Below are 11,374 nucleotides of genomic sequence, written 5' to 3'. Positions count from 1 at the left end.
GTCCGAGGTGTCCTGTTCCTCCCGCCTCCAGGTGATGGCGAGGTCGATCTCGCGGGCGTCGAGCAGTCGCCTGATACCCGAGCGCTGAGCGCTGTGGACCCTCAGGTCAATGTGCGGATGGCGCTCGCGGAAGGATGCGATAGCCGCGGGCAGGAAGGACTCGGTGACGGTCGGGATGGTGCCGAGCCGGAGGGTACCGGTGCGCAGGCCGGCAATCTCGTCGAGTTCCTCGTGCGCGGCCTGGACCGCGCGTTGGATCTGCTCGGCATGGCGCACCACCGCGCGGCCCGACTCGGTGAGTGTCACCCCGCGTGGCCGGCGTTCCACGAGCGGCTGCCCGGCCTCGTCTTCGAGCTGCCCGATCTGCTGCGAGACCGCAGAGACGGTGTAGTTGAGGCGTGCGGCAGCGGCTGTGAGCGACCCCGCCCGGGCAACCTCGACCAGCACAAGCATGCGCCGAATATCCATCGCCATACCCCGACCCTACAGCCCGCCTTAAGGCGACTTCATCAACTTTAGCTGGTGCCGAGCCGCTCGCGGCTGAAGGATGGATGCAGTTGATTGCAAGCACCAAGCCTCGACGCTTCTATCAAGGAGGATAGAGTTGCTCACCGCATCTACGGCGGCCGCCCGCGTGGACCGCCTGCCCATCACGAAAGCGCACAAGATTGCGCTCGTCACCCTTGCCTTCGTGTTCCTCTTCGAGTTCGGGGACCTGAACACCTTCGCCTATGTAGCCCCGGCCCTCGTGAAGCAGCTCGCGTTCTCCGTGCAGGACGTCGCCATGGTCACCTCCGCGGCGTTCCTCGGCATGGCGATCGGGGCGATCTTCGGCGGCCGCGTCTCGGACCTGATCGGCCGCAAGCGGGCCCTGCTCTTCTCGACGCTGCTGTTCTCGACCTTCTCCCTGGTCAACGCCGCCGGGATCAACGTCCCCACGTTCTTCCTGTTCCGCTTCCTCACGGGGGTGGGCCTCTCCGCCATGGTCGTGGCTGCCACCACCTACATCTCCGAGGTGATGCCGGGGGCGCGCCGCGGCCGCATGCAGGCCGCCGTCATGGCCGTGGGGCTGGCCGGGATCCCGGCGATGTCCTTCTCAGCCCGCGGCATCGTCCCTCTCGGTCACGACACCTGGCGCTGGGTCTTCGTGCTCGGCAGCCTGGCACTGTTCGCGGTGCCCGCGCTGATTGTCCTGCCTGAGAGCCCGCGCTGGCTCGTCCACCGCAACCGGCTTGACGCCGCCGAGGCCTCGCTTGCCCGGCTCGAGGCCGGCGCCGGGCAGCTTCCGCCGCTCGCCACCGGGCCGCAGCGCACGACGCCGCTCCCCGCCGAGGGCGCGGTCCGGTACCGCGCGCTGTTCTCGGGAAAGACGGGCCGCACCACCCTCTTCCTCGCGGTCGTGTGGATCTTCCAGACCCTGGGCTTCTACGGCTTCGTGGCCTGGGTGCCCACCCTGCTCGCCCAGCACGGCTTCAGCGTGGCGGAGTCGCTCGGGTTCTCCGCGCTGACTACCATCGGCGCCGTCCCGGGCGCGTTGCTCGCGTGGCCCGTGACGGACAGGTTCGGGCGGAAGGTGCCGATCGTCGTCGTCAGCCTCGCCACCGCGGCGAGCGGCCTCGCATACGGGCTGACGTTCAACCCCGTGGCCATCGTGGTGTTCGGCTTCTGCGTGAACCTGCTCATCCAGACTTTCGCGACACTGCTCTACACCTACAGCCCCGAGCTGTTCCCCACCGGGCTGCGCAACGCCGGCCACGGGCTCGTGTACGGCACGGGGCGCCTGGCGAACATCTTCGGCCCGATGATCGTGGCCTCGATCTTCTCGGCCTTCGGCTACCAGGCCGTGTTCGTCTACATCGCCGCGTGCTGGCTGATCGTCGCGGTGGCCGTGGCCGTCTTCGGCCCGCGCACCGGCCGGCGGCCGCTCGAGGAGGTCTCCGAGGAGGGCGTGGGGCTCAGCCGCCCTGAGGGCGCCGTCCGCACCGAGTCCTCGCCCGCCTAGGCCTCCACACACCCTTCCCGCTGCCCGGTGGAAGCCGGCAGCACCCCCACCGGAAAGAACGGAATCATCCCTGTGACTGAGTCGAACCTGCCCCGTACCCAGACCAAGGCGGCGGACGTGATCGTGGTCGGGGGCGGCAACGCCGCCTTCACCGCGGCCCACGCCGCCGCCGTGCGGGGCCGGAAGGTCCTCCTGCTCGAGAAGGCGCCCCGCGAGCTCTTCGGCGGCAACAGCTACTACACCGCCGGGGCGACCCGGATCGCCCACGCGGGCCTGCCCGACCTGGCGGACTTCATCGAGCCGGACGAGCGGCAGACCGTCTCCGAGGTGCCCCCGTACAGCGCAGCGGACTACGCCGCGGACATGGAGAACGTCACGGACGGGCGCAACGACCGGGAGCTGACGGAGGTGCTCGCCACCGAGTCCGCTGCGGGCCTGCGGTGGCTGCACTCCCTGGGCCTCAAGTACCGGCTCATGTACGAGCGGCAGGCCTACGAGCGGCCCGACGGCAGCTACCTGTTCTGGGGCGGCCTGCACGTGGGCAACGTGGGCGGGGGCGAGGGCCTCATGCACGACCACCTCGCGGTCGCGCAGCGGCTCGGGACCGAGGTCCGGTTCGGGCAGGACGTGGTAGGGCTCGTGAGCGAGGGCGGCACCGTGGTGGGCGTGACCATCCGCGGGGCCGACGGCACCGAGGAGGAACTGCGCGCCGAGTCCGTGGTCCTGGCCGCGGGAGGCTTCGAGGCCAGCCGCGAGCTGCGCGCCGAGCACCTCGGGCCGGGCTGGGAGAACGCGAAGGTGCGCGGCACTCCGTTCAACACCGGCCAGATGCTCACCGCCGCCCTTGCCCTCGGCGCGGGCCGGGCGGGAGACTGGGCCACCTGCCACTCCACCCAATGGGACGCGTTCACGCCCGGCAACGAGTCGAACCACGAGCTGACCAACCGGCTCACGCGTCAGAGCTACCCCCTGGGCATCATCGTGAACGCTAACGGCGAGCGCTTCGTGGACGAGGGCGAGGACTTCCGGAACTACACCTATGCCAAGCTCGGCCGCGCGGTGCTCGAGCAGCCGGGGTCCGTGGCGTACCAGATCTTCGACGCCGCGCTTCGGCCGATGCTGCGCGCTGAGGAGTACGACATGCCCGGCGTCTCCGTCAAGACCGCCCCCACCCTCGAGGCGCTTGCAGAGAAGATCGGAGTGGACCCCGAGAAGCTGGCCAAGACGGTCAACGACTACAACACCTCGATCGACCTCTCTGACCCGTTCGATCCCAACATCAAGGACGGGCGCCGGGCCCGGACCACCCCGGTGAAGAGCAACTGGGCCACACCGCTGACCGCGGGCCCGTTCTACGCCTACCCGGTCACGTGCGGGATCACGTTCACGTTCGGCGGGCTGAAGTCGGATACCCATGGCCGGGTCCTGGACACCGCCGGCGAGCCGATCCAAGGACTCTTCGTGTGCGGGGAGATGCTCGGCGGGCTGTTCGCGGGCAACTACCCCGGCGGGTCAGGCCTCGCGGCCGGGGTCGTGTTCGGGCGGCGCGCGGGCTCGCTGGCCTGAGGCTTTCTGGCGGCGCCTCCGCCTGAGGCGGGCGGACGGCGGCGGGCGGGAGCCCGGCGTCGTCCGCTCGCCGCGCTGTTCGCATACCTCGAGGCGAGACTTTACGTTCTCCGAACGTTGGCCGAACACAGCTCTCTCGGGTGCCTCCTATCCTGTGGATACCGGCTGGCCGTGGAAGGACGATGCTGCGGATCGGCGGACACTAGGAGGAGGTGGCCGTGGCTGCACCATCTGACGCGGATAAGGTCCCCACGCCGCGTGGCCTCGGTCAGCGGCCGACGAGGCGCCAGCGCCTTGCACTATGGGCGCGGCGGCATCGGGCCCTGGCCGCGCTCTCCGTGCTCGCCGTCATGGTCCTCGTTCTCGGCGGCGGGTACGTCGCGGCGACGGCCATCACGGCCAGTACTGCATCAGGGCCTGCGTCCGGGATCTCCAAGATCAAGCACGTGGTGGTCATCATGCAGGAGAACCGGTCCTTCGACAGCTACTTCGGCACCTTCCCCGGTGCTGACGGCATCCCCATGCAGAACGGCGTCCCGACGGTCTGCGTCCCTGATCCGGCCCATGGAAGCTGCGTCAGGCCGTACTACGATTCGGCGGACAAGAACTCCGGAGGCCCGCACGGGCAGTCCAACGCGAGCGCGGACGTGGACGGCGGGAAGATGGACGGCTTCATCGCCCAGGCCGAGCATGCCGGCTCGAGCTGTGCCCCGAATGATCCGGCATGCGCGGGCGGGGCCACGACCGACGTCATGGGCTATCACGACGGGCGCGACATCCCGAACTACTGGACCTATGCGAAGGACTTCACGCTCCAGGACCACATGTTCGAGCCGAACGCCTCCTGGAGCCTGCCCTCGCACCTGTACATGGTCTCGGAGTGGTCCGCGAAGTGCAGCACTGCCGGCGATCCGCAATCGTGCGTCAATGCGCTGCAGAGTCCGGGGAACCCGCCGGACTTCGGAGCCGGGATCAGGAATACGATCATCGGTGCCTGCCGTGCGGGCCTGAAGGCGCCGGCGTGCCAGAAGGCCCTCAACGCCGCGGGCATCACTCCCGACGTGGCCCAGGAACTGCACACACTCATCCAGCAGCACTGCAAGGCGACCGACTCGTACACTGCCTGCCAGACGGCGATTGACCAGGCCCAGATCCCCGACGCGCTCAAGCAGAAGCTGCTCGCCATCGCCAAGACCCTCGCACCCCCCGACTATGCGTGGACCGATCTGACCTATCTGCTGCACCAGCAGAACGTCCCGTGGGGCTACTACGTGTTCAACGGAACGGAGCCCGACTGCCGGGATGACTCAGCCGTCACGTGTGCTCCCGTGGCGCAGAATGCCAAGACCCCGGGGATCTGGAACCCTCTGCCGTACTTCGACACGGTCAAACAGGACGGCCAGCTGGGCAACATCCAGTCGCTGACGAATTTCTACTCCGCGGCCAAGGACGGAACACTCCCGGCGGTGAGCTGGATCGACCCGACCGGCGCGGTGAGCGAGCACCCGCCTGCGCTCGTCAGCTCAGGCCAGGCCTACGTCACAGGCCTCGTGAATGCGATCATGTCCGGCCCTGACTGGAACAGCACCGCGATCTTTCTCTCGTGGGACGACTGGGGCGGGTTCTACGACCACGTCACGCCGCCAACCGTGGACCAGAACGGCTATGGGCTCCGGGTTCCGGGGATCGTCATCAGCCCCTACGCGAAGAAGGGCTACATCGACCACCAGACCCTGAGCCACGACGCCTACGTGAAGTTCATCGAAGACGACTTCCTCCACGGCCAGCGTCTGGACCCGGCCACGGACGGACGGCCCGATCCGCGTCCCGACGTCCGGGAGAACGCCGCGCAGCTGGGCGACCTCTCGAACGACTTCGACTTCAACCAGAGCCCGTCCCCACCCGTCCTCCTGCCCAACGCGACAACGTATTGACCGCCGACCCGTGCTTCGCTTGGGACCCTGGGACCTCTTGTGCGAATCGGTCCAAAGACCGGGACCACCCGTGGTGGTTTCCCTACAAAACGGCCGGGTGTGCTGCTTCATAGCCTTCTTCCAAGACCCTTTCCCGGACCCTCTGGAGGAACCATGAGCAACCCGACCACCCCCGCCCCGTCACCCCACCGCCCGGCCGAGCCCGGGCCCCGGCCCGCCCGCCGGACGTGGGACGCCCGGTCGCTGGCCCTCGTGTCGGTGTTCGCCGCGTTCATCGCCGTCTCGGCGATCGTCCCCGGCATCCCCGTGGGCAGCTTCGGGGTCCCGATCACGCTGCAGACGTTCGCTATCATGCTCACCGGCCTGGCGCTCGGCGGTGCCCGTGCCGCAGCGGCGGTGGCACTGTACCTGGTCCTCGCGTTCGCCGGGCTGCCGATCTTCTCGGGCGGCCGGGCGGGGCTGCAGGTGATGGCCAGTGGATCGGCGGGGTACATCGTGGGGTTCGTCCTCGCCGCCTTCCTCGTGGGCATCGCCGCCGAGCAGATCATCAAGCGACTGCCGGCCAAGCGCCGTGCCCTGTGGTTCTTCCTGGCCGCGGCCGTGGTCACCGTGATCGCCTCGCACCTGCCCGGCGTGCTCGGCATGATGCTCAACCTCAAGCTCTCCTGGCAGGCCGCCTTCGCCGCGGACCTCGTCTTCTACCCCGGCGACCTCCTCAAGGACGCCGTCGCGGCCATCGCCGCCGTGGCCGTGCACCGGGCGTTCCCGGATGTGCTCGTGCGCCGCGTGAAGTGAGGCGCGCGAAGTGAGAGGGGGAGCGCGGCCGGTGGAGGTCTTCGGTGCCACCGTTGACGATCAGACCCGCTGCGTCCACTACCGCACCGACGTGGACGTGGTCGCGATGAGGTTCGCCTGCTGCCTGCGGTACTACCCGTGCCACCTCTGCCACGCCGAGGAGGCCGACCACGAGGCGCAGACGTGGCCGCGGGCGCAGTGGTCGGAGCCGGCGGTGCTGTGCGGGGTGTGCAAGGGCGAGATGACCGTCGACGTCTATCTCGCGGCCACGTCCTGCCCGAACTGCGGCGCCCGGTTCAACGAGCGCTGCGCGGCTCACCGGCACCTGTACTTCGGCTGAGGTGACGCGGACGACGGCGGGCGCGCGCCCGCCGTCGTCCGCTCACCGTGCGCTCGGCCGGGCGCTCGGTTCCGCCGGGTAACGGATCAAGGCAGGTTTGACCGGTTACTTCTAAGTGGCTGATGGATGGGCCGGCCGCGGGACTCACGCCGAACGGTCTGCGAGCGCCTGCACCTGCCGCCGATGCACGTCGGTCAGCCAAGCCAGCGGAGCGGAGGGGCCGAGCCGCGGATCGTCAACGCCTCTTCCATCGAGGAGGGCGCGCACGTAGGTGCGGTCGAGGTCGAGCCGTGCCCGCAGCTCCTCGGCTCCGCCAACGGACCCATGGCCGGGGATCACGGTATGCACGTCGGCCGCTGCATGCTCCAGGAGGTCAAGCGCGGCAAGGTAGTCCTCGAGCGGGTCGCTGGCGTTCACGTTGAGGAACGGCATGAGGATGTCAGAGAGCATGTCGCCCGCGATCAGGACGCCCTGCTCCTCGACCAGGAGGGCGGCGTGGCCCTGCGCGTGGGCCTGGTGTTCGAGGATCCGGACCTGGGGTCCGTCCCACGGGAGGTGCTCTGTGCCCGGGGGCAGGCCCGTGACGAGTCCCAGCAGGTCCATCGGAATGTCGTCGGCGAACCCCGGCGGCAGGACTCCTGCAACCCGGGCCTCCCAGCCCGGCTGGGACACCACTTCCCGGATCGAGTCCGCGCAGCGCGCCGTGCCGTAGCGGGCTGCCTCCCCGAAGGCCGTGTGCCAGAGGACGTGATCCCAGTGCGGGTGGGTGGAGAATCCCGCGACGACGCGCTGGCCCCTTTCGTGGAGATCCTGAGCGATGGCTGCCGTCTCCTCCCGCGTGATGCCGGGGTCGATGAGCAGGACGCCCTCCCGGCCCTGCACGATCACCGAATTGCTCTGGAGGAATTCGCTCGTGTGGACGAAGACGTCCTCAGCGACCTGCTGCAGCATGGCAATGGCTCCGATCGGGTGGCGTTGCGCGGTGGGCCTCGGGCAGGTCGTCGTGGTGCACTCCGGGGCCTCTTTCCCTCGACTGGTCGACCACGCTCACGTTAGTGACGCTGTGCGAACACCGGCAAGAGGTATCGCGCACGACGGCGGCTGCTCGGCCGCCGTCGTCCGCTCGCCGGAGCCCGAGGTACGTGGCGCCCGACATATCACTCGATATAATCCCTGTGTGGAAGAGGTTCGCAGACTCCGACTCGCGGCGGGACTCACACAAGCCGAGCTGGCGGCACGGTCAGGCGTCGCCCAGCCGAACATCGCCGCTTACGAGAGCGGGCAGCGGACGCCGTCCGCCGCGATGCTCTCGCGCCTGAGGCTGGCGGCGCCGCCGCGGCCCTCGGCGGTGCTCGCGGAGAAGCACGCTCAGATCCTCGCCACCGCCAAGGAGCACAAGGCCGAGAATGTGAGGGTGTTCGGGTCGGTCGCACGCGGGGAGGACACGTCCGGCAGCGACCTTGACCTGCTCGTCACGCTCGCGCCGGACGCCACCGTGTTTGACCTTGCGGAGCTGATAGTGGAGCTCGAGGATCTGACGGGGCTGCGCGTCGACGTCATTTCGGAACGAGGCCTCCGCCCGGGGTCGACCATACGGGACGAGGCGGTCGCCCTGTGACGGACCGGGAGCGGGAGCGGACTGTGGGCGCCCTGCGTGACTTCCTGAGGTTCTGCGATACTGCGGCCGAGGTCATCGTTGCGAGGGGCAAGGCGGCGTATGACGCCGACGAGGCGCTGCGGCTTGCCGCGGAGTCGATCCTCCACAAGGTGGGAGAAGCTGTCGCGCGCCTCCCCGAGGAGTTCACAGGCGCTCACCCCGAGGTCGCGTGGCGGGCCATGAAGGCGACCCGAAACCTCGTGGCCCACCGCTACGACCAGATCGACTACGACATCCTGTGGGCCGCGCTGGCTCGTCAGCTCCCGGTCGAGGCGGAGCGCGTCCGCGCGATCCTGGTTGAGTTGGGGCCGCATTGAGCTTGCCTCCTCTGTAGCGGTCGATCCATAGATCCCCGCGTCGCTATTCGGCGCCGAATGTCGAGCCAGACGAATTATCGGACAGTGGCGGTCTGGACGGGCATGGGGACTGCTGCGGCGACGGAGCGATGTGCGGTGCCTCGGTACTGTTGTCGGACAGGGTCAGTCCAATTTCGCATCGCGCGGCACGGGCGAAGTGATTTTGTCCGTCAGTGACCGTGGCGTCAATGGACTGCGTAGAGCTGACGATTTCTGGCAGAGGCGCGCCGTTGTGAACCGCGAACAGTGCCTGGAAGAGCTTGTCCACATCACGCGACAGAACCTCCTTGTCGGTTTCCACGTCGCCGGTGCTTTCAGTGAACTTGACCCCCCAGGCGGCTTCGGCGAACCGGGTGTACTTGTCGCTGAGATTGCTGAATTCGGCCTCACCGGCACCGGAAGGCACCTTGCGGCCGTTGGCGAGGGCAATTTCGGCGTAGCGCTGGGCTGCAATGTCAAATGCCCCTGCCGCGCCGAGGAAGGTGCGGTAGGCATCCGCACGACGGGCAACTGACTGGGCGTCTACGGCGTCCTTTGCACTCTGCCCCACGTTCCAGACAGTCAGGTACAAGCCTCCGATGCCGATCAGGACCGTGACCACGGATACGATGAACGCCCCGACCTCAAGCCTCAGTTTGAGCGAGGAATCCATTCCTCCGCGCTCGTCAGCCGCACGGTTCTCTGTGTAACCGTCCTCGTTATCTGCCATGACGCCCCCGGCCAAATCATTTGACTATTGCCGGGGAGTGTAGGGCTGCGCGAGTGGGAGGGGTAGGTTCTGATGTGTCCGGTTCTGCGCGCACCCGCCGTCGTTCGGTGCACCTCCGTTATGGCAGCCTCAGTGGCCGCCTGCCGCGACCGCCTCGAGCTCGCCCTCGGAGGCCTCGGTGCGCGCGGACTTCACGAGCAGCGTCGCGGCGCCCGCCACGACAAGTGGCACCGCCAGGGCTGCGAAGTAGCCCGACGGACCGAGGCCGGTGAGCAGCACCCCGCCGAGGGCCGAGCCGACGATGGAGCCGAGCCGGCCGATGCCGATGCCCCAGCCGGTGGCTGTGGCGCGGAGCTGAGTGGGGTAGGCGTTCGCGATGAGGTAGTTCAGGGCGAGCTGCTGGCCTCCGATGCCGAATCCGGCAAGACCGATCAGAGTGAAGACGAGCCCCACTGGGTTCCGGCCGCGCCGAGGCCGAGGGCCTTGAGCGCCGTCGGCATCCGCAGGAGCAGCAGGTACCAGGCGATCCAGTTGAACAGGTAGGTCGCCCACACCGCCACCGTCACGGTGCGGTAGGCGGGGAGAGGAGGGCCGCGACGGAGCCCCGCTTCTCGCCGGTGTGCTCGACTGTGAGCTCGGCGGCGTCGGGATCCCTACCGGACTGCATTCGGGGCTGCGCTTGCCCTTCCGAAGCCGAGGAGAAGCCAGCGAATGCCCGCTCCCAGCGCAACCAAAGCGGCGATAATAATGCCGAGTTCCTCGGCGATCCACACGTGGCCCAGGACCTGCCAGCCGATCAGGATCGGAAGATCGATCATGAGGACGAGCCCCACGAGAAACACTAGTACGGCGAGTATTCTCCACCACACCTTGGTGGTGGGTACCAAGAACCACACTCTGACACTGCCCGCCATCGCGATGCAGATTATTCCAATCTCGAAGAGCAGGCCGACTACGCCGCTACTGCCCTCGGTACCGCCATTTGCCCACATCATGGCGGTCTTGAGAATCCATGCGAGCCCACCGAGGGCGGCAAGTACGCCCGGGATACGCAGTCGCATGGCGTTCAGCCCGACTCGGTCAGTGACTGTCCGTCATCCAGTTTCTGCAGCACCAGAAGCCCCCCGAAGATCACCGCGGAACCGCGGAACGTGACGCGGTCAGTGTATGCCTGGGGTGAGAGCCAAGCCAGCGTCCGCAGGGGAGCACTCAGAGCGGTGCCGCACCAGGGGAAGCGCTCAACCGGCCGTGGTGCCGAGGGACTTCTTGAGCTCGGCGACCTCGGCGCTGAGGTCCCGCACCTGCTCCCTGACCCGCGCGAACTCGGCCTCGCGATGCCGCGCGACGATGAAGCCCACCACGAGCGAGACGATGGCCGGGGGCACCGCAATGGCGAAGGCCCAGCCGGCTGAGGCGAAGAAGCCAGCCGCAGTGGGGAGCGCGGCCTGGGCGTCGTTGAACTGGTTCACTCCATTCGCAAGCCCGGTGAGGAGTCCATCCAACGGCCTCAGGTACTGGCCGACCACAGGGGTCCCACCAAGCGTCGGAGCAGTGAGCCGCCCATGTGCCTCACCGCCCCAGCGGGGGTCGCTGAGGTGGAGCAGCACGTAGATGCCGGCTCCGGTGTTGGCCACGGCGAAGACGAGCACGGCGCCCAGAGCGGCCAGATCCGGACGTCGGAGCCGCCAGAGGCCCAGCAGCACCCCGGCGGCGACTGCCGCGATCCACGTCAGGTTCCTCAGCCACTCGGCGTTGACGGCGCTCAGAATGTCCACCTTCAGTACCTTCCCCGAAAGTGCCTGCGGCACGCTACCGGATCCGCCGGTTGGAGGCCGAGGACATCCGGATCGCCGCTGGCCTCGCCTGCCGTCAGGGCTGAGTGCAGCGCCGAGAGCCGGGCCTACTGATACTCCATGAAGTCGGAGAAGTGGGCGTCCAAGCTGATCGACGTACTGCGCGCCATGGAATCGATAGCAAGACGTATCGGCGCCCCTGCGACTCAACCACACACAGCG

14 protein-coding genes are annotated in these 11,374 nt (G+C 68.2%); 7 read left to right on the top strand and 7 right to left on the bottom strand.

The window, feature by feature from the left end:
- Window positions 1-474: LysR family transcriptional regulator (locus IE231_RS17685; RefSeq protein WP_189695319.1), on the bottom strand; the 474-nt coding region annotated here is incomplete at its 3' end.
- A gap of 130 nt (window positions 475-604) precedes the next feature.
- Here IE231_RS17685 and IE231_RS17680 point away from each other — a divergent pair.
- The 5 genes from IE231_RS17680 to IE231_RS17660 all read left to right on the top strand — a co-directional run bounded on the left by IE231_RS17680 (window position 605) and on the right by IE231_RS17660 (window position 6,637).
- Entirely contained in the window at window positions 605-2,002 is a 1,398-nt protein-coding gene (locus IE231_RS17680) for an MFS transporter (protein WP_189695318.1), read from the top strand.
- A 72-nt stretch (window positions 2,003-2,074) separates the two neighbouring features.
- Entirely contained in the window at window positions 2,075-3,568 is a 1,494-nt protein-coding gene (tcuA, locus tag IE231_RS17675) for an FAD-dependent tricarballylate dehydrogenase TcuA (protein ID WP_229867408.1), read from the top strand.
- A gap of 218 nt (window positions 3,569-3,786) precedes the next feature.
- Window positions 3,787-5,502, top strand: a complete 1,716-nt coding sequence (locus IE231_RS17670) for an alkaline phosphatase family protein (protein ID WP_229867406.1) — start codon at window positions 3,787-3,789, stop codon at window positions 5,500-5,502.
- 153 nt (window positions 5,503-5,655) lie between these two features.
- On the top strand, window positions 5,656-6,297 hold the full coding sequence (locus IE231_RS17665; RefSeq protein ID WP_189695317.1) for a biotin transporter BioY: 642 nt from the start codon (window positions 5,656-5,658) through the stop codon (window positions 6,295-6,297).
- A gap of 10 nt (window positions 6,298-6,307) precedes the next feature.
- Window positions 6,308-6,637, top strand: coding sequence for a CHY zinc finger protein (locus IE231_RS17660; RefSeq protein WP_229867398.1), 330 nt, complete (start codon window positions 6,308-6,310; stop codon window positions 6,635-6,637).
- Between the two features lie 144 nt (window positions 6,638-6,781).
- On the opposite strand, the gene IE231_RS17655 is transcribed toward IE231_RS17660, so the two are convergent.
- Window positions 6,782-7,588, bottom strand: coding sequence for an MBL fold metallo-hydrolase (locus tag IE231_RS17655; RefSeq protein ID WP_189695316.1), 807 nt, complete (start codon window positions 7,586-7,588; stop codon window positions 6,782-6,784).
- A 226-nt stretch (window positions 7,589-7,814) separates the two neighbouring features.
- Here IE231_RS17655 and IE231_RS17650 point away from each other — a divergent pair, with 226 nt between their 5' ends.
- Together IE231_RS17650 and IE231_RS17645 are read left to right on the top strand one after the other, a co-directional pair.
- Complete coding sequence (locus tag IE231_RS17650; protein ID WP_229867396.1) at window positions 7,815-8,255, top strand: nucleotidyltransferase domain-containing protein; 441 nt, start codon at window positions 7,815-7,817, stop codon at window positions 8,253-8,255.
- The gene (locus IE231_RS17645) at window positions 8,252-8,611 is read left to right on the top strand and encodes a HepT-like ribonuclease domain-containing protein (RefSeq protein WP_189695314.1); all 360 of its coding nucleotides are present in this window, start codon (window positions 8,252-8,254) and stop codon (window positions 8,609-8,611) included. The genes IE231_RS17650 and IE231_RS17645 overlap by 4 nt, the downstream gene beginning before the upstream one ends.
- Before the next feature lie 43 nt (window positions 8,612-8,654).
- Here the strand turns inward: IE231_RS17645 and IE231_RS17640 are convergent, their stop codons facing one another.
- The 5 genes from IE231_RS17640 to IE231_RS17625 all read right to left on the bottom strand — a co-directional run bounded on the left by IE231_RS17640 (window position 8,655) and on the right by IE231_RS17625 (window position 11,134).
- Window positions 8,655-9,359 (bottom strand): hypothetical protein, encoded by a 705-nt coding sequence (locus IE231_RS17640; RefSeq protein WP_189695313.1) that lies wholly within the window; start codon window positions 9,357-9,359, stop codon window positions 8,655-8,657.
- Window positions 9,360-9,488: 129 nt separating this feature from the next.
- Window positions 9,489-9,812, bottom strand: coding sequence for an MFS transporter (locus tag IE231_RS17635; protein ID WP_189695312.1), 324 nt, complete (start codon window positions 9,810-9,812; stop codon window positions 9,489-9,491).
- Complete coding sequence (locus IE231_RS18450; RefSeq protein ID WP_255430279.1) at window positions 9,791-9,925, bottom strand: hypothetical protein; 135 nt, start codon at window positions 9,923-9,925, stop codon at window positions 9,791-9,793. The genes IE231_RS17635 and IE231_RS18450 overlap by 22 nt, the downstream gene beginning before the upstream one ends.
- 87 nt (window positions 9,926-10,012) lie before the next feature.
- Window positions 10,013-10,420 (bottom strand): hypothetical protein, encoded by a 408-nt coding sequence (locus IE231_RS17630; protein WP_189695311.1) that lies wholly within the window; start codon window positions 10,418-10,420, stop codon window positions 10,013-10,015.
- A gap of 177 nt (window positions 10,421-10,597) precedes the next feature.
- Window positions 10,598-11,134 (bottom strand): hypothetical protein, encoded by a 537-nt coding sequence (locus tag IE231_RS17625; protein ID WP_189695310.1) that lies wholly within the window; start codon window positions 11,132-11,134, stop codon window positions 10,598-10,600.
- Window positions 11,135-11,374 lie beyond the last annotated feature (240 nt).

It is taken from the genome of Sinomonas cellulolyticus, from assembly GCF_014656475.1.
Lineage (GTDB): Bacteria > Actinomycetota > Actinomycetes > Actinomycetales > Micrococcaceae > Sinomonas > Sinomonas cellulolyticus.
This window is presented reverse-complemented; position numbering and strand designations above follow the sequence as displayed.

Bases quoted from the DNA above. Each gene is read 5' to 3' on its own strand.
- IE231_RS17665 (WP_189695317.1), top strand. From the start codon at position 5,656: ATGAGCAACCCGACCACCCCCGCCCCGTCACCCCACCGCCCGGCCGAG.
- IE231_RS17655 (WP_189695316.1), bottom strand. From the start codon at position 7,588: ATGCTGCAGCAGGTCGCTGAGGACGTCTTCGTCCACACGAGCGAATTC.
- IE231_RS17640 (WP_189695313.1), bottom strand. From the start codon at position 9,359: ATGGCAGATAACGAGGACGGTTACACAGAGAACCGTGCGGCTGACGAG.
- IE231_RS17630 (WP_189695311.1), bottom strand. From the start codon at position 10,420: ATGCGACTGCGTATCCCGGGCGTACTTGCCGCCCTCGGTGGGCTCGCA.